Below are 16,001 nucleotides of genomic sequence, written 5' to 3'. Positions count from 1 at the left end.
ATGACCACCGATTTCCTGATCGCCACGTTCTTCAACCTCGGCCTGAACATCATCCAGACGCTGATCGCGCTGGTGGTGGCGGTGCTGGGCCTCCAGTTCATCGACCGCAAGCTGCTCAAGCACATCGACATCGAGCAGGAGCTGCAGAAGGGCAACCTGGCGGTCGCGATCTTCGCGTCCACCATCCTGCTGTTCGTGGCCATCGTGACGGTGTTCGGCCTGCGCGGATGATCCGCGGCGGCGAGAATTCGTCTTGGCTGTGGCTGCTGCTGATCGGCCTGGCGATGATGTCGCTGCGGGCCTGCGAGGGTTCGCCCGCGGGTCGTGTGTCGCCGTCGCCGGACGCGGTGCCGGAGTTCATCGGCCCCGCCACGCCGGGCCAGGACTTCGCCGCGCCGCCGGAAACCCGCGCCATCGAGCTGGCCAATGGCTATCGCGTGCACGAAGGCCAGGTGGCCGAGGCCCTGCGCGAGGCGGGGCACGCGGAAACCTGGATGTCCTTTGGCTGGACCTTCGGCGATGAAACCGTCACCACGGTGGCGCCGGGGCTGGACCGCCGCCATCACTTCGTCAACGCGTACCTGGTCGGCTACGTGCCGTTCGAAGGCGTGGATGCCTGGGTGCCGCTGGTGTCGCTCGCGCAGCGCAAGCAGTACGCCTACGACCACGACCAGTACCCGGGCATGCCTGAGATCTGGCAGACCTCCCGCGAGGCCTTCTTCTACCCGGAGGGCGACTGCGAGGACCACGCCATCGCGCTGGCCGACTGGCTGATCGGCCTGGGCCTGGACGCGCGCGTGGTGCTGGGCCGGATGAAGGAGGAAGGCCACGCCTGGGTGGTGGTGCTCGACGGCGCCCGCACCTACCTGCTCGAGGCCACGCACAAGCGCCCCGGCCGTGCGCTGCCGCTGGCCAGCCAGCTGCCGGACTACCGGCCCGAGGCGATGTTCAACCGCGAGAGCTACTGGGTGAACACGGGATCGCCGTTGACCACCGACTACACCGGCGGGCGCTGGCAGCGGCGCTCGGGTTTCCGCCGCGACTAGGCGCGCTTACTCGCGGTCGAAGTTGATCCGCACGTCCTTGACCGTGTTGCTCACCAGCGCCATGCGGAAACGGGGGTGGTACAGCCGCCGCTTCACGAGCAGGTCTTCGCCGTCATCCCGCTCCACGCGCCAACCCCAGGGCAGGGCGCGGTCGAGCGCGCGCTGCACCTTGGACGACACGCGGTTCTCGCCGTCATTGCGCTCGATCGCCACGCGGACCTGGTAATCGGCGCCGCGCGCGTCCGTCACCGCGATCACGATCTCACCCGCGGATTCGGCGGCGCCGCTGAACTCCAGCCGCCACTTGTTCGAGCGGGACCCGTCGTCCGCGACCTCGGCGGATGACGTGGCGGGCGGCGGGACGCTGCCGGCGGGGCCGGTGGCGGCGAGCGCGGGCGCGGCGGCAAGCGCCATCGCCAGGAACCACGGGGAAATCTTCGGGCGCGTCGCGGTCATGAGGGTCTCCCGGGGTGGGCCAAGGGGGTCAGAGGTATTCGTCCTTCAGGCGGACGTAGTGCTTGGCGCTGTAGTAGAGCTGCTCGATTTCCTTGTCGCTGAGCTGGCGCACGGGCTTGGCGGGGTTGCCGAGCCAGAGTTCGCCGCTGCGCACGGTCTTGCCGGGCGGCACCACGGCGCCGGCGCCGACGAAGCCATGCTGTTCGACCACCGCGCCGTCGAGCACCGTGGCGCCCATGCCGATCAGCACCGCGTTGCCGATGGTGCAGGCGTGGATGATGGCGCCGTGGCCGATGGTGACGTCGTCGCCGATCAGGGTCGGCCAGCCGCCCGGCCGGGTGTAGGGGCCTTCATGGGTGACGTGGACGATGGTGCCGTCCTGGATGTTGGTGCGGGCGCCGATGCGGATGTGGTTGACGTCGCCGCGCACCACGCAGCCGGGCCAGATCGAGCTGTCCTCGCCCAGGTGGACGTCGCCGATGACGCAGGCGGCGGGGTCGACGTAGGCGCGGGCGCCGAGGGTGGGGGCGATGCCCCGGAAGGGTCGGATGTGCATGCCGGCATTCTAACCATCCCTTCGCGCCGCCCCGCCGTGAAGGGCATAAACTGGGCCCATGGACACCCCCGCGCACCCCGACCACGACCTGCGGCCCCTGCTCGAGCAGGTCCGCGCCGCCCACCGCCGCCAGCCGCCCACCTATCGGCAGCGCATGGACGACCTGGCCCGGCTGGGCGAGGTCATCCGCTCGCACCGGGACGAGCTGGTGAAGACGGTCTCGGCTGACTTCGGCCGCCGCTCCCGGCACGAGACGCTGGCCGCGGACGTGATGGTGACGCTGGACGAAATCAAATACCTGCGCCGCAAGCTGCGCGGCTGGATGCGGCCCGAGCGCCGCGGCCTGAACCTGGCCTTCCTGCCCGCCCGCGGCGAGATCCGCCGCATGCCGCTGGGCGTGGTCGGCATCGTCGCGCCCTGGAACTACCCGATCCAGCTGGCCCTGATCCCACTGGCCGACGCCATCGCCGCCGGCAACCACGTGCTGGTGAAACCGTCCGAGCACACCCCGCGCACCTCGGCCCTGCTGGCCCGGCTGCTGGCCGAGGCCTTCCCGTCCGAACGCGTGGCGGTGGTGCAGGGCGATGCCGCGGTCGGCGCCGCGTTCACCCGGCTGCCCTTCGACCACCTGGTGTTCACCGGCTCGACCACGGTGGGCCGCGCCGTCATGGCCGCGGCGGCCGACCACCTGACGCCGCTCACGCTCGAACTCGGCGGCAAGTCGCCCGCGCTGGTGGCGCCCGGCTACCCGGTCGAGCAGGCCGCCGACCGCATCGCCGCGGGCAAGTCCTTCAACGCCGGCCAGACCTGCGTCGCGCCCGACTACGTGCTGGTGCCGCGCGCCCAGCGCGACGAGTTCGTGCGCGCCTACCTGGCCAGCGTGCGCCGCCGCTACCCGACGCTGGCCGCCAACCCCGACTACACCGCGGTGGTGAACCACCGCCAGGCCGACCGCCTGCGCGACTGGATCGACGACGCCCGCGAACGCGGCGTATCGGTGATCCAGTACCGCCCGGACAGCGAGCCGCCGCCGCCCGGCGTCGAGGTGATCCCGCCCACCGTGCTGCTCGACCCGCCGGACGAGGCCAAGGTGATGCAGGAGGAAATCTTCGGCCCGCTGCTGCCGGTGAAGTCCTACGACGACCACGACGCCGCCATCGCCTACATCAACGGACGCGACCGCCCGCTGGCCTTCTATCCCTTCGACCGCGACCGGGCGCGGCTGCAGCGCACGCTCGATGCCGTGGTCGCGGGCGGCGTCTGCGTGAACGACTGCCTGATCCAGTTCGGCCAGCACTCGCTGCCGGTCGGCGGCGTCGGGCCCAGCGGCATGGGCGAGTATCACGGCCACGCGGGCTTCCTGGCCTTCAGCAAATCCATGCCGGTGCTGTACCAGTCCCGCCTCAACGGCATGTCGGTATTCGACCCGCCGTTCGGCAAGCTGGCCGATTTCGTCGTGAAGCTGTTCACGCGATGAACGCACGATCCACGCGTCTGGGCGGCTCGCTGGCGGCGATCGTGGCGGCCGCGATCTCGGCGGCGAGCCCGCCCGCACCGTTTGGCGCGTCACTGGCCGACAGCACGGCCGCGTCCGCCGGTGGCTCCCACGCGAACCCCGGGACCAAAGACGCCGTTGTTCCCGTGGCTGCGGGAACCGCCGCTTCGCCCCTGCGCCTGGTCGCCGCCGACAGCGGCCGCGCGATGACGCTGCCGGTCGGCGCCGTGCTGCGCGTGGAGCTGGACGCCAACTACAGCACCGGCAGCGAGTGGCAGCGCCGCGACGCCTTCGGCGCCGTGCTCGATTCCGTGCCCTGCGAGGGCCTCGTGCGCGAGCCGCTGGTGAAGGCCGGCGAGCCCGCGCCGCCGGTCGGCACCGGCAGCCTGGCCCGCTACTGCTTCCGCGCGGCCGCGCCCGGCCGCGCCTTCCTCTACCTTTTCTACGGCCGCGCCTGGCAGCCCGACTCCTCGCCGCTGGGCAGCTTCAACCTCGATGTCACCGTCACGCCCGCCGCCTGAGGCTTGGAATCCGCGGTCCGCAACGCCATCTGGAAACGCATGAACACTGAAAACCCCCTCCTCGCCGCCGGCGAACTCCCCGCCTTCTCCGCCATCACGCCGGACCACGTGAACCCGGCCATCGACGAGGTGCTCGCCGGCTTCCGCGCCGAAGTGGCGCGCCTGGTCGCCGACCCGCAGGCGCGCGACTTCGCCCGCCTGATGGCGCCGCTGGAACGTTGGGAAGAGCGCCTCGGCCGCTGCTTCGCGCCGGTGTCGCACCTGCATGGCGTCAAGGATTCGCCCGAGCTGCGCGCTGCGTATTCGGCTGCGCTGGAAAAACTCACCGAGCACGGCACCGAGCTTGGCCAGAACCGCGATCTGTACGAAGCGGTGAAAGCCGTGCGCGAGGCACCGGGCTTTGACGCGATGGATCGCGCCCGCCGCACGGTGGTCGAGGACAGCCTGCGCGGCTTCCGCCTGTCGGGCGTGGCGCTGGAGGAGCCCGCGCGCTCGCGCTTCAAGGACATCCAGACCCGGCTGAGCAAGCTCGAGACCGAGTTCGAGGAAGCGGTACTCGATGCCACCGACGCGTGGACGCGGCCGGTGGCGGAGGCAGAGCTCGCCGGCCTGCCGGAATCCGCGCGCGACATGCTGCGCACGATGGCGAAGGACAAGGGCGTCGACGGCCACGTGGCCACGCTGAAGGGCCCGGTGGTGCAGGCCATCCTCACCTTCGCCGACGACCGCGCGCTGCGCGAGCAGCTCTACACCGCCTACAACACCCGCGCTTCCGACCAGGGCCCGCAGGCCGGCACCCGCGACAACAGCGCGCGCATCGAGCAGATCATGGCGCTGCGCCATGAGGCCGCGGCGCTGTTGGGCTTCGACTCCAGCGCGCACCTGTCGCTGGCCGACAAGATGGCCGGCACGCCGGAGCGCGTGCTCGGCTTCCTGCGCGAACTGGCGGCCAAGGCCCGGCCGGTCGCGGCGCGCGAGCTCGACGAGCTGCGCGCCTTCGCCGCCGCCGAGCTCGGCATCGCCGACCTGCAGCCCTGGGACGTCGCGTACTCCGCGGAAAAGCTGCGCGAGCGCCGTTTCAACTTCAGCGAAGAAGACCTCAAGCCCTATTTCCCGCTGCCGGCGGTGATGCAGGGGCTGTTCACCGTGGCGGAGCGCGTGTTCGGCGTGAAGCTGGTCGAGCGCCACGGCGTGGATGCCTGGCATCCGGACGTGCACTACTTCGACGTGGTGGACCACGACGGCACCGTGCGCGCCGGCGTCTACCTCGACCACTACGCCCGCGCTGGCAAGCGCGGCGGCGCCTGGATGGACGTGTGCCGCTCGCGCATGGACGACGGCGAGTCGCTGTTCAAGCCGGTGGCCTATCTCACCTGTAATTTCGCGCCGCCGGCCAGGGATGGCCAAGTGTCGCGAGCGCAGGATGCGCAGGAGCGACCGGCGGGCGAGGGCAAGCCTGCGCTGCTGACCCACGACGACGTGATCACGCTCTTCCACGAGTTCGGCCACGGCATCCACCACCTGCTCACCGAGGTGGACTGGCCCAGCATCGGCGGCATCAGCGGCGTCGAGTGGGATGCGGTGGAACTGCCGAGCCAGTTCATGGAGAACTTCGCGTGGCAGCGCGAGGCGCTCGATATGTTCGCGCGCCACTGGCAGACCGGCGAGCGGCTGCCGGACGACCTGTACGCGAAGATGCTGCAGGCGCGCCACTTCCATGCCGGGCTGTTCCTGGTGCGGCAGCTGGAGTTCGCGCTGTTCGACTTCCGCCTGCACCTGGAGTTCGACCCGGCCCGCGGTGCGCGCGCGCTCGACCTGCTCAACGAAGTGCGCGACGAAGTCGCCGTGCTGCCGCCGCCGGCCTGGCACCGCGGCCCGCATGCCTTCACCCACATCTTCTCGGGCGGCTACGCGGCCGGCTACTACAGCTACCTGTGGGCCGAAGTGCTGAGTGCCGATGCCTTCGCGGCCTTCGAGGAAGCCGGCGTCTTCGACGCCGACACCGGCGCCCGCTACCGCCGCGAGATCCTCGCGGTCGGCGGCTCGCGCCCGGCGCTGGAAAGCTTCGTCGCCTTCCGCGGCCGCGAACCCCAACCCGACGCCCTGCTCCGCTCCTACGGCCTCGCGGCGTGACGGGGTGAAGGGCAGGGGGCGGACGCGGATTTGCGCGGATGAACGCGGATGAAGCAAAGGCAGGGTGGCTCCCTGCCGGCAGGTGCGTGCCCGCGAAAGCCAACTTATTTTGCTTTTTCTTTATCCGCGTTCATCCGCGTAAATCCGCGTCAGAAGCTTCTCCACCCCTGCCAGCCTGAATCCGTCCCCATGATCGAACGACGAGCATGCCCATGAACCCCGGTCGTCGCTTGGCGATGATCGTGGCGTGTGCGCTGTTCATCGAGAACATGGACTCGACGGCGATCGCGACGTCGTTGCCGGTGATCGCCGAGGACCTCGGCACCGAGCCGATCGCGCTCAAGCTCGCGCTCACGGCCTACCTGCTGGCGCTGGCGGTGTTCATTCCCGTCAGCGGCTGGGTGGCGGATCGGTTCGGGGCGCGCGGCACGTTCATGGCGGCCATTGCCGTGTTCCTGCTCGGGTCGCTGGCCTGCGCCGCCAGCGGCACGCTGGAGCAGATGGTGGCGGCGCGCTTCGTGCAGGGCATGGGCGGCGCGCTGATGGTGCCGGTGGGGCGGCTGGTGCTGCTGCGCACGGTGCCCAAGAGCGAGCTGGTGCAGGCGCTGAGCTGGCTGACGATTCCCGCGCTGGTGGCGCCGATCCTCGGCCCGCCGCTGGGCGGCTTCATTTCCACCTACAGCGACTGGCGCTGGATCTTCCTGATCAATATCCCGATGGGCCTGCTCGGGTTGTTCCTGGCCTGGCGCTTCGTGCCCGACCTGCGCGAGCCGGTGAAGCCGCTGGACTGGGCGGGTTTCGCGCTGTCCGGCCTCGGCCTAGCGCTGGCGCTGTTCGGGTTCTCCAGCCTCGGGCGGCACATGGTGTCGACGCCGGTCGCGGTGGGCTGCCTGCTGCTCGGCCTCGGCGGCATGGCGGGCTACGTGTGGCATGCGCTGCGGCATCCGCATCCGCTGATCGACCTGCGCCTGCTGAAGCTGCCCACGTTCCGCGCCGGCGTGATGGGCGGCATGCTGTTCCGCATCGGCATCGGCGCCACGCCCTTCCTGCTGCCGCTGATGCTGCAGCTCGGCTTCGGGCTCACGCCGCTGGCCTCGGGCCTGCTCACGTTCGTGTCGGCGGTGGGTGCGATGTTCATGAAGACGATCGCGGCCAGCGTGCTCAAGCGCTTCGGCTTCCGGCGCGTGCTGTGGGTGAACGCGCTGCTGGCGTCGGCGATGCTGGCGGGATTTGGCCTCTTCCGCGCCGACACCGCGCACTGGGTGATCATGGCGGTGCTGCTGGTGTCGGGCTGCTTCCGCTCGCTGCAGTTCACCAGCCTCAACGCCATCAGCTACGCCGAGGTGGACCCGGCGCGCATGGGCCAGGCCAGCAGCCTGTCGGGCATGATGCAGCAGCTGTCGCTGGCGCTGGGCGTGGCGATCGGCGGCTACGCGCTGCAGGTCGCGGGCCTGTTCACCGGCCAGGACTACGCCGCGGCCAGCAACTTCGGTTGGGCCTTCCTGACCGTGGGCACGATCTCGGCGCTCTCGGCCTGGGTGATGTTCCGCCTCCCGCCCGACGCCGGCGCCGAAATGGCCGGCCGCGCCGAGCCCGGGCACGAAGTCACCGAACCCAAGGCCGCCCAGCGGCCCAACACCTGACGCCGCCCCCTGTGGGAGGGACTTCAGTCCCGATGCCTTTCGCCGGAAAGCATCGGGACTGAAGTCCCTCCCACAGAGGAAAGCGTCAGGGCTTGATGGCTTCGAGTTCCCAGAGGAGCCAAGCGGGGGAGAGTTGGGCGCGCTTGCCTCGCAGGAAGCGGATCCAGCGGCGCACGGCGCGGGCGAAGCGCTTGGCGGGGCCGTGGTTCTGCGGGGAGTGGGCGAGGGCGCTGTAGGCGCTGGCGCGTTCGGTGCGGACCACGCGCAGGGCGCGGAACTTGCCCTGGAACCCGTACATCCTGCCCAGCGGCGACTCGCCGCAGAAGTAGGCATGGGTCTCGTCGGTGATGATGTTGACGTGGGTCGGGTCGACGAACGCTTCCGGGTGCGGGTAGGCAGGCGTGAGCGCGTACAGCCGGCCGCCCGGCGCCAGCACGCGCCAGATCTCGTCCATCAGCCGCACGAAGGGAAAGCAGGTGCCGCCATGGCCATCAGGGAAAAGGCGCGGCACGTGCTCGAGGTAGTCGAAGGCCGAGACCGAGCCCAAGCTGCTGTCGGCGAACGGAATCGGCTGCAGCACCAGGTTTGCGACGCGGTGTTCGTAGTCCACCGGGCCCTCGGGGGCGCGGATGTCCAGGCCGTACAGCGTGCCGCGGCCATAGGGATTGCGCGGCTGCGTGCCGCAGCCGAGGTCGAGGTGGCAGTCGGGAAGGCTCATGGCCCGATTATGCCCAAGCCCGTGCGCGGCATCACCGGAAGAACGCGCGGAACGCGGCGATGGCGCGCGCGAGCCCGGCGTCATCCACGTCCAGGTGCGTGACCAGGCGGATGCGCGGCCCGCGCCCGGCCGAAATGAGCACGCCGTCGTCGCGAAGCCTGGCGGCCAGCGCCGCCTGCTGGCCGTCGGGCACGGTGATGAAGACGAGGTTGGTCTGCGGCGGCTCCACCTGCACGCCGGGCAGCGCGGCCAGCGCTTCGGCCAGCTGCGTCGCGCGGCGGTGGTCGTCGGCCAGGCGCGCGACGTGGTGGTCCAGCGCATGCTGCGCCATCGCCGCCAGCTGGCCGGCCTGGCGCCAGCCGCCGCCGAGCACCTTGCGCCAGCGCCGCGCCTTGTCGATCAGCGCGTGCGGGCCGAGCAGCACCGAGCCCACCGGTGCGCCGAGCCCCTTCGACAGGCATACCGACACGGAATCGAAGTGCGAGGCGATGTGCGCCGCGCTGACGCCGCCGGCCACCGCGGCATTGAACAGACGCGCGCCGTCGAGGTGGTAGGCCAGGCCGTTCGCCTTCGCCAGTTCGCGGGCCTGCGCGAGGTAGGGCAGGGGCAGCACGCGGCCGTGCCAGGTGTTCTCCAGCGCCAGCAGGCGCGTGCGCGCGAAGTGCGGGTCGCCCGCGGGTTTGATCGCCGCGGCCACGGCGTCGAGCGGCAGCGTGCCGTCGGGCGCGTTGACGATCGGCTGCGGCTGGATCGAACCCAGCACCGCGGCGCCGCCGCCCTCGTACTTGTAGGTGTGCGCATCCATGCCCACCAGGTATTCGTCGCCGCGCTCGCAGTGCGCCATCAGCGCCAGCAGGTTGCTCTGGGTGCCGCTGGGCACGAACAGGCCGGCGGCGAAGCCGAGCTCGCCGGCGAGGCGTTCCTGCAGCGCATTCACGCTGGGGTCGTCGCCCATCACGTCGTCGCCAACCGGCGCGCGCAGGCCGGCCTCGCGCATCGCGTCGGTGGGGCGGGTGACGGTGTCGCTGCGGAGATCTACCGGGGGCATGCGCGGCCTGCGTGGCGGGAAGCGAGCCGCCACTCTGGCCGAGCCACGCCGCGAAGGCAACGCTCAGGCCATGCGGCGCAGGGTGTCGTCGCGGCGGACGAAGTGGTGGTAAAGCGCCGCCGCCACATGCAGCCCGACGACGTAGTAGAACGCCGTGCCGACCCACTCGTGCAGCTCTTCCAGCTGGCCCGCCAGCGCGGCATCGGGCGCCAGCAGCGCGGGCAGGGCGATCTGCGTGAAGGGAACCAGGATCGCCTTTCCGTCGGTCCAGGCGGTGCCCAGCCCGAGCAGGGGCTGCACGATGAGCATCGCGTACAGCAGCAGGTGCACCGCCTTGGCCGGCAGCGCCTGCCAGGCCGGCAGCGGCGGCCGGACCGCGGGCGCCGGCCGCGAGAACGCCAGCCGCAGCCGGGGCAGCATCAGCGCCAGCAGGGCGATGCCGACCCAGAAATGGGCCTGCACCATCGCCATGCGGGCGGGCGTGCCGCGCTCGAACCATTCGCGGCCCTCGATGAAGACGAAGGCCAGCACGATGCCGAGGAACATCAGCCAGTGCAGGGCGCGTCGGGACGGGGCGTAGCGGCGGGCGGGGTCCATCGGAAGGCTCCGGTCGGTTTCCTGAGCATCACATTACGCCGGACGGGTGCGCCTGCCTTGATGCCGGTCAAGCGGTCGCCCTCGCCAGCGCGAACCGTTAGCATTCGCGCATGGACACGACCACGATCGCCAGCTGGAACGTCAATTCCCTCAACGTCCGCCTCCCGCACCTGGAGGAATGGCTGAAGCTGCGCGCGCCCGACATCGTCGCGCTGCAGGAAACCAAGCTCGAGGATGCGCGCTTCCCCGACGACGCGCTGGCGGCGCTGGGCTACCGCAGCGTGTTCGCGGGCCAGAAGACCTACAACGGCGTCGCCATCGTCTCGCGCGAGCCGGCGACGGACGTTCAGGTCGGCATCCCGGGTTTCGAGGACGAGCAAAGGCGCGTGATCGCCGCCACGGTGGGCGGGCTGCGCATCGTCAACCTGTACGTGGTGAACGGCCAGGACGTCGGCACCGACAAGTACGACTACAAGCTGCGCTGGCTCGACGCCGTGCACGGCTGGCTGGCCGACGAGCTGAAGGCGCACCCGCGGATGGTGGTGTTGGGCGATTTCAACATCGCCCCCGACGACCGCGACGTGCACGACCCGGCGGTCTGGAACGACGCCAGCATCCTCACCTCTACCGCCGAGCGCGCCGCGCTGCGCCGGCTGCTGGCCCTGGGCCTGCACGACAGCTACCGCCTGCACAACGACGAGGGCGGTGTCTTCAGCTGGTGGGATTACCGCGCCGCCGGCTTCCGCCGCAACCTGGGCCTGCGCATCGACCTGTGCCTGGTCAGCGACGCCCTGCGCGAGCGCTGCGTCGGCGCCAGCATCGACAAAGAGCCGCGCACCTGGGAGCGCCCCAGCGACCACGCCCCGGCCCTCGTCCAGCTGGCCCGCTGACCCCCCCCTTGTAGGAGGGACTTCAGTCCCGATGCTCTTGGGCGAAAGGCATCGGGACTGAAGTCCCTCCCACAGCGGTCGGCTACTTCAGGCAGCGGGCGAGGAAGGCCTCGGACAGGCGGTAGCGGTGCAGGGCGTCGGCGCCCGTGAGGCCGTGCTTGGCGCCGGGGTAGGTCATCAGCTCGAACGGGGTGCCGCGCTTCTGCAGCTCCGACATCAGCTTGGTCGAGTTGGTGAACAGCACGTTGTCGTCGGCCATGCCGTGCACCAGCAGCAGCTTCGAGCGCAGTCCGTCGAGGTGGGTGAACACCGAGGCGACGCGATAGCCCTCGGGGTTCGCCGCCGGGTGGTCCATGTAGCGCTCGGTGTAGTGGGTGTCGTACAGCGCCCAGTCGGTCACCGGCGCGCCGGCGATGCCGCAGGCGTAGTGGTCGCTGGCCTGGGCGAGCAGCATCAGGGTCATGTAGCCGCCGTTCGACCAGCCGTGCACGCCGATGCGCGCGCCGTCCACCCAGGGCTGGCGGCGCAGGAAGTCGACGCCCAGCTTCTGGTCCTCGACCTCCACCGTGCCCTGCTTGCCGTACAGCGCGCCGCCGAACTTCGCGCCGCGCCGCGGCGTGCCGCGGTTGTCGAGCGAGAAAACGACGTAGCCGTTCTGCGCCAGGTACTGGTTGAACAGCGCATCGGCGCGCCCGGGCCAGGCGCGCGTCACCGTCTGCGCCGCGGGGCCGCCGTAGACGTACACGACCACCGGATACTTCTTCGCCGGATCGAAGCCGGCGGGCTTGATCAGGCTGTAGTGCAGGGTCTCGCCGCTGGCCGCCTCCAGCTGGCCGAACTCGACCGGGCGGTGCGCCGCCCGGTAGGGCGCGTAGGGATGCGCCGGGTCGGCGAGGTCGTTGGCCACCAGGGTCGCCAGCTTCGTGCCATCGGCGCGCAGTAGTTCGGTCTGCGGCGGCGTCTCCGGGTTGGACCAGAGGTCCACGAACACGGCGGCGTTCGCGCTGAACACGGCCTGATGCATGCCGGCCTCGCGGGTCAGGCGACGCGGCTCGCCGCCGGCCAGCGGCACCGCGTACACGTGGTTCTCCAGCGGCGAATCGCGCGTGCCGGAGACGTAGGCGAAGCCCGCGGCCTCGTCCACGCCCAGCAGCGCGTCCACCGTCCACTCGCCGGAGGTCAGCGCGCGCAGCGGCTTGCCGTCGGCGTCGTGCAGGTACAGGTGCTCGAAACCGCTGCGCTCGGACAGCCACAGGAAGCGCCCATCGGCCAGGAAGCGCAGGCCGTCGTGCAGCGGCACCCAGGTCTCGCTGGTCTCGGTGAGCAGCACGCGCTGGCTGCCCGTCGCCAGCGTGGCCTCCACCAGGTCCAGGCGCCGCTGGTCGCGCGACTGGCGCTGGAAGGTGACGCGGTCGGCGCCGCGCCAGTTCACGCGCGCCAGGTAGATGTCGGCTTCCTTGCCCAGGTCGACGTCGGTGACGCGGCCATCGCGCAGCGAGGCCACGTGCAGGCTGATGCGCACGTTCGGGTCGCCCGCGGCCGGATAGCGCTGCTCGACGATCTCGGTGCGGTCGGCGTACACCTCGGGCCGCTTCTGGATCGGCACCGGCGACGCGTCGATGCGCGCGAAGGCGATGGCCGAATCATCCGGAGCCCACCAGTAGCCGGTGTGCCGGCCCATTTCCTCGTCGGCCACGAACTCGGCGACGCCATTGCCGATCACCTCGCTGCCGTCGGTGGTGAGGGCGCGCTCGCGGCCGGTGGCCAGGTCGATCACCCACAGATTGCGGTCGCGCACGAAGCTGACGTAGCCGCCGCGCGGCGACACCTTCGGGTCGGTGGCGAAGCCCGTGCCCGAGGTGAGCTTGCGCACCGGATCGGCCACGCCTTCGCCCAGGTCGTACAGGTACAGTTCGCCGCCCAGCGGGAACAGCAGCGCCTTGCCGTCCGGCGCCCACTGGTACTCGACGATGCCGCGGAAGGCGGCGATGCGCTGGCGCTCGCGCCGCGCCTTCTCTTCGTCCGAAAGCACTTCGTCGCCCGGCAGCACCACCGCCGAATCCACCAGCAGGCGGCGCTCGCCGTCGGCGATGGCGTACTCCCACAGGTCGAGCTGGAAGCGGTCGGTGTCCTTGCCCTGCAGGAAGGTCACGCGCGAACCGTCCGGCGAGATCGCCGGCTTCATCAGGCTGGGGCCCGACAGCGGCGCGCCGCCGGTGATGGCCTCGAGGCTCAGCGTCTCTTGCGCGGTGGCGGCGGCGGTCAGGGTCATCAGGGTGGCCAGCAGCAGGCTCTTCATTACTTCGCGTCCCCGGCCGGGGCCATGCCCTGGTAGTTGATGCGCACCCAGCGGTCGGGCGGCAGGAAGCCCTGGCCCCACTGCGCGTCGAACTCGGCGGTCGGCTTGGCGGCGAGCACTTCCTCCAGCGTCTTGCCCTCGCCGATCAGCGTTTCCAGGCGCGCATGCACCACGCGCAGCATCTGCAGGTACTCGGCCAGCTGCCGGCGCGTGATCACCGCCGGGCCGTGGCCCGGGATGAAGCGGGTGTCTTCGTTCGACATCTCCATCAGCTTGGCGGTGGCGTCGGCCATGCCCTTGAGGCTGCCGCCGTTGCTGTAGTCCACCACCGGGTACAGCCCGTAGAACACCAGGTCGCCGGTGTGGATGACGTTGGTCTCCGGCAGGTGCACGATCGCGTCGCCGTCGGTGTGCGCGCTGGGGATGTGGATGGTGCGCACCGTGTGGCCGCCGACGTGGAAGGTGACCTGGTCGTTGAACGTGATCACCGGCAGCGCGCCCTTCGGCGCGGCCGGCACGGTGCGATCAAAGGCCGCCATCACCTGGTCGGACGACAGCCGCGTGCGCACGTTGTCGTGCGCCACCACCAGCGTGCCCGCTTCGGCGAAGGCTTCGTTGCCGCCGGTATGGTCGCCGTGCCAGTGCGTATTCAGGACGAAGCTCACCGGCTTGTCGGTGATCGCCGCGACGGCGGCGCGGATCTTCGGCACCATCGGCGCGTACTGGTCGTCGATCAGGAAGGCGCGGTCGGCGCCCACCACCAGGCCGAGGTTGCCGCCGGCGCCCTTGAGCGCGTACACGCCCTCGGCCACCTTAGTCGTTTCGATTTCGATCTTCGAGAAATCTTGCGCGGCCGCCGGCGTCGCCAGCAGCAGGGCCGCCAGCGCGGCGGGAATCAGGGCGGTGCGGTGCATGGGTGGCTCCGGGGTTAGGAAGGGTCAGGCCAGGTAGCCGCCGTCCACCGGCAGCGACACGCCGGTAAGGTACGAAGACGCCGGTGAAGAAAGGAACAGCACCGCCGGCGCGATCTCCCCCGGCTGCGCCATGCGTGCCAGCGGGATCAGCTGCAGCATCATCGCCATGATCTTGGGGTTGCCGGTGAGCGCCGAAGCGAACTTGGTGTCGGTCAGGCCCGGCAGCACCGCGTTCACGCGCACGCCCAGCGGCGCCAGCTCCTTCGCGAAGCCTTCGGTCATGTTGACGATGCCGGCCTTGGTCATCGAATAGACGAGTTGCCCGGGCGCGGCGCGCTCGGCGTTCACCGAGGCGATGTTGATGATGCTGCCGCCGCGGCCCTTCATGCGGCGCGCCGCCTGCACGGTGGTCCAGAAGTAGCCGCGCAGGTTCACTTCGACCGTCTTCTCGTAGGCATCCAGCGTCATGTCGATCGCCGGGCCGAAGTAGGGGTTGGCGGCGGCGTTGTTCACCAGCACGTCCACGGCCCGGCCGTCGGCGTCGAGCTTTTCGAACAGGCCTTCGATCGCGGCCGGGTCGCCGACGTGCACCGCGTGCGCCTCGGCCGAGCCGCCGGCCGCGCGGATCTGGCTGGCCACCGCCTCGCAGCCCTCGAGCTTGCGGCTGGTGCAGATGACGTGGGCGCCGTGCGCCGCCAGCAGGTGGGCGATGGCTTCGCCGATGCCGCGGGACGCACCGCTGACGAGGGCGGTCTTGCCGGAGAGGTCGAACAAGGGATCAGGCACGGAGGGCTCCACGTGGGCGTGTGAATTACGTACGGCTTGGTATGCTCCGGAATCTAGCACAGGCCCCGTCGAGGCCTGGCACACACCGGGGGAACGATCCATGGCGCAGCGGCGGGTACTGATCACGGGGGCGGGCAGCGGGCTTGGGCAGGCGCTGGCGATGCGTTATGCCAGGGCCGGCGATCGCGTCGCCTGCGTGGATATCGACGCCGCGCGCGCCGAGCTCACCCGCGCCGCGCTGCCCGGCAGTGGCCACCTCACCATGGCCGCCAACGTCGCCAGCGACGAGGCCATGGAGCAGGTGCACGAGACCGTGGCCCGCGAGTGGGGCGGCCTGGACGTGTTGGTGAACAACGCGGGCATGGCCACCGGCGGCGCCATGGTCGAGACCACGATGGCCGAGTGGCGCACCGTCCTCGACGTCAACGTGCTCAGCGTGGTGCGCGGCTGCCGCCTGTTCCTGCCCGGCATGATCGCCGCCGGCCGCGGCCACGTGGTCAACACCGCCAGCTTCGCCGGCCTGGCCGGCGCGCCCAGCATCATGAGCTACGGCGTGTCCAAGGCCGCGGTGGTGGCTTTGTCCGAGCAGCTGCGCGCCGAAGTGCACGACAAGGGCATCCGGGTCAGCGTGCTGTGCCCGGCCTTCTTCCGCACCAACCTGCTCGAGAGCTGGCAGGGCAATCCCAAGCTCAAGGATTTCGCTGCGAAGATGATGGACACCTCGCCCGACACGCTCGACTCCGTGGCCGACCACGTGTTCGCGGCGCTCGAGCGCGGCGAGTTCCTGGTGCTCCCGACCAAGCGCGAACCGATGCGCTGGCGCCTGAAGCGCTGGCTGCCGGAAACCTACTTCCGCCAGCTGCTGAAGATGGTCAAGTCGCGCGCGGCGGGGCACTGAC

Annotated in this window: 16 protein-coding genes; 8 read left to right on the top strand and 8 right to left on the bottom strand. The window is 70.6% G+C overall.

Annotated features, from left to right (window positions below):
• Together VFV21_RS08365 and VFV21_RS08360 are read left to right on the top strand one after the other, a co-directional pair.
• Window positions 1–231 carry a DUF350 domain-containing protein gene (locus VFV21_RS08365; protein WP_034212656.1) on the top strand — a complete coding sequence of 77 codons (231 nt, stop codon included), beginning with the start codon at window positions 1–3 and terminating at the stop codon, window positions 229–231.
• The gene (locus VFV21_RS08360) at window positions 228–1,046 is read left to right on the top strand and encodes a transglutaminase domain-containing protein (RefSeq protein ID WP_329668972.1); all 819 of its coding nucleotides are present in this window, start codon (window positions 228–230) and stop codon (window positions 1,044–1,046) included. Before VFV21_RS08365 ends, VFV21_RS08360 begins: the two co-directional genes overlap by 4 nt.
• Window positions 1,047–1,052: 6 nt before the next feature.
• Here VFV21_RS08360 and VFV21_RS08355 read toward each other — a convergent pair whose 3' ends face one another.
• The gene (locus tag VFV21_RS08355; protein ID WP_329668971.1) at window positions 1,053–1,502 is read right to left on the bottom strand and encodes a hypothetical protein; all 450 of its coding nucleotides are present in this window, start codon (window positions 1,500–1,502) and stop codon (window positions 1,053–1,055) included.
• A gap of 28 nt (window positions 1,503–1,530) precedes the next feature.
• Window positions 1,531–2,058: a gamma carbonic anhydrase family protein gene (locus VFV21_RS08350; RefSeq protein ID WP_329668970.1), complete on the bottom strand. Its 528-nt coding sequence runs from the start codon at window positions 2,056–2,058 to the stop codon at window positions 1,531–1,533.
• A 58-nt stretch (window positions 2,059–2,116) separates the two neighbouring features.
• On the opposite strand from VFV21_RS08350, the gene VFV21_RS08345 reads away from it, so the two are divergent.
• From VFV21_RS08345 to VFV21_RS08330, 4 genes are all read left to right on the top strand, one after another.
• Entirely contained in the window at window positions 2,117–3,535 is a 1,419-nt protein-coding gene (locus tag VFV21_RS08345; protein WP_329668969.1) for a coniferyl aldehyde dehydrogenase, read from the top strand.
• Window positions 3,536–3,699: 164 nt separating this feature from the next.
• A complete protein-coding gene (locus VFV21_RS08340) occupies window positions 3,700–4,074 on the top strand; it encodes a protease inhibitor I42 family protein (protein ID WP_329668968.1) in 375 nt (124 codons plus the stop codon).
• A gap of 39 nt (window positions 4,075–4,113) precedes the next feature.
• Window positions 4,114–6,207: a M3 family metallopeptidase gene (locus VFV21_RS08335; RefSeq protein ID WP_329668967.1), complete on the top strand. Its 2,094-nt coding sequence runs from the start codon at window positions 4,114–4,116 to the stop codon at window positions 6,205–6,207.
• 206 nt (window positions 6,208–6,413) lie between these two features.
• Complete coding sequence (locus tag VFV21_RS08330; protein WP_329668966.1) at window positions 6,414–7,850, top strand: DHA2 family efflux MFS transporter permease subunit; 1,437 nt, start codon at window positions 6,414–6,416, stop codon at window positions 7,848–7,850.
• A gap of 85 nt (window positions 7,851–7,935) precedes the next feature.
• Here VFV21_RS08330 and VFV21_RS08325 read toward each other — a convergent pair whose 3' ends face one another.
• From VFV21_RS08325 to VFV21_RS08315, 3 genes are all read right to left on the bottom strand, one after another.
• Window positions 7,936–8,568 (bottom strand): class I SAM-dependent methyltransferase, encoded by a 633-nt coding sequence (locus VFV21_RS08325; protein ID WP_329668965.1) that lies wholly within the window; start codon window positions 8,566–8,568, stop codon window positions 7,936–7,938.
• Window positions 8,569–8,599: 31 nt separating this feature from the next.
• Complete coding sequence (ltaE, locus tag VFV21_RS08320) at window positions 8,600–9,616, bottom strand: low-specificity L-threonine aldolase (RefSeq protein WP_329668964.1); 1,017 nt, start codon at window positions 9,614–9,616, stop codon at window positions 8,600–8,602.
• Between the two features lie 63 nt (window positions 9,617–9,679).
• Window positions 9,680–10,213, bottom strand: coding sequence for a cytochrome b (locus VFV21_RS08315; protein ID WP_329668963.1), 534 nt, complete (start codon window positions 10,211–10,213; stop codon window positions 9,680–9,682).
• A 110-nt stretch (window positions 10,214–10,323) separates the two neighbouring features.
• Between VFV21_RS08315 and xth the strand changes: the two genes are divergently transcribed.
• On the top strand, window positions 10,324–11,103 hold the full coding sequence (xth, locus tag VFV21_RS08310; protein WP_329668962.1) for an exodeoxyribonuclease III: 780 nt from the start codon (window positions 10,324–10,326) through the stop codon (window positions 11,101–11,103).
• A gap of 82 nt (window positions 11,104–11,185) precedes the next feature.
• Here xth and VFV21_RS08305 read toward each other — a convergent pair whose 3' ends face one another.
• The 3 genes from VFV21_RS08305 to VFV21_RS08295 are packed head-to-tail and all read right to left on the bottom strand — an operon-like array spanning window position 11,186 to window position 15,102.
• A complete protein-coding gene (locus tag VFV21_RS08305; RefSeq protein WP_329668961.1) occupies window positions 11,186–13,402 on the bottom strand; it encodes a S9 family peptidase in 2,217 nt (738 codons plus the stop codon).
• A complete protein-coding gene (locus VFV21_RS08300) occupies window positions 13,402–14,316 on the bottom strand; it encodes an MBL fold metallo-hydrolase (RefSeq protein WP_329668960.1) in 915 nt (304 codons plus the stop codon). The genes VFV21_RS08305 and VFV21_RS08300 overlap by 1 nt, the downstream gene beginning before the upstream one ends.
• 24 nt (window positions 14,317–14,340) lie before the next feature.
• Window positions 14,341–15,102 (bottom strand): glucose 1-dehydrogenase, encoded by a 762-nt coding sequence (locus VFV21_RS08295; protein WP_329668959.1) that lies wholly within the window; start codon window positions 15,100–15,102, stop codon window positions 14,341–14,343.
• On the opposite strand from VFV21_RS08295, the gene VFV21_RS08290 reads away from it, so the two are divergent.
• Window positions 14,990–16,000: an SDR family NAD(P)-dependent oxidoreductase gene (locus VFV21_RS08290; RefSeq protein WP_329668958.1), complete on the top strand. Its 1,011-nt coding sequence runs from the start codon at window positions 14,990–14,992 to the stop codon at window positions 15,998–16,000. The two genes, VFV21_RS08295 and VFV21_RS08290, sit on opposite strands and share 113 nt — an antisense overlap.
• Window position 16,001: the final 1 nt, after the last annotated feature.

The sequence above is a fragment of the Arenimonas sp. genome (assembly GCF_036275555.1).
GTDB lineage: Bacteria > Pseudomonadota > Gammaproteobacteria > Xanthomonadales > Xanthomonadaceae > Arenimonas.
This window is presented reverse-complemented; position numbering and strand designations above follow the sequence as displayed.

Bases quoted from the DNA above. Each gene is read 5' to 3' on its own strand.
- VFV21_RS08365 (WP_034212656.1), top strand. From the start codon at position 1: ATGACCACCGATTTCCTGATCGCCACGTTCTTCAACCTCGGCCTGAAC.
- VFV21_RS08360 (WP_329668972.1), top strand. From the start codon at position 228: ATGATCCGCGGCGGCGAGAATTCGTCTTGGCTGTGGCTGCTGCTGATC.
- VFV21_RS08355 (WP_329668971.1), bottom strand. From the start codon at position 1,502: ATGACCGCGACGCGCCCGAAGATTTCCCCGTGGTTCCTGGCGATGGCG.
- VFV21_RS08350 (WP_329668970.1), bottom strand. From the start codon at position 2,058: ATGCACATCCGACCCTTCCGGGGCATCGCCCCCACCCTCGGCGCCCGC.
- VFV21_RS08345 (WP_329668969.1), top strand. From the start codon at position 2,117: ATGGACACCCCCGCGCACCCCGACCACGACCTGCGGCCCCTGCTCGAG.
- VFV21_RS08335 (WP_329668967.1), top strand. From the start codon at position 4,114: ATGAACACTGAAAACCCCCTCCTCGCCGCCGGCGAACTCCCCGCCTTC.
- VFV21_RS08330 (WP_329668966.1), top strand. From the start codon at position 6,414: ATGCCCATGAACCCCGGTCGTCGCTTGGCGATGATCGTGGCGTGTGCG.
- VFV21_RS08325 (WP_329668965.1), bottom strand. From the start codon at position 8,568: ATGAGCCTTCCCGACTGCCACCTCGACCTCGGCTGCGGCACGCAGCCG.
- ltaE (WP_329668964.1), bottom strand. From the start codon at position 9,616: ATGCCCCCGGTAGATCTCCGCAGCGACACCGTCACCCGCCCCACCGAC.
- VFV21_RS08315 (WP_329668963.1), bottom strand. From the start codon at position 10,213: ATGGACCCCGCCCGCCGCTACGCCCCGTCCCGACGCGCCCTGCACTGG.
- xth (WP_329668962.1), top strand. From the start codon at position 10,324: ATGGACACGACCACGATCGCCAGCTGGAACGTCAATTCCCTCAACGTC.
- VFV21_RS08305 (WP_329668961.1), bottom strand. From the start codon at position 13,402: ATGAAGAGCCTGCTGCTGGCCACCCTGATGACCCTGACCGCCGCCGCC.
- VFV21_RS08300 (WP_329668960.1), bottom strand. From the start codon at position 14,316: ATGCACCGCACCGCCCTGATTCCCGCCGCGCTGGCGGCCCTGCTGCTG.
- VFV21_RS08290 (WP_329668958.1), top strand. From the start codon at position 14,990: ATGACGTGGGCGCCGTGCGCCGCCAGCAGGTGGGCGATGGCTTCGCCG.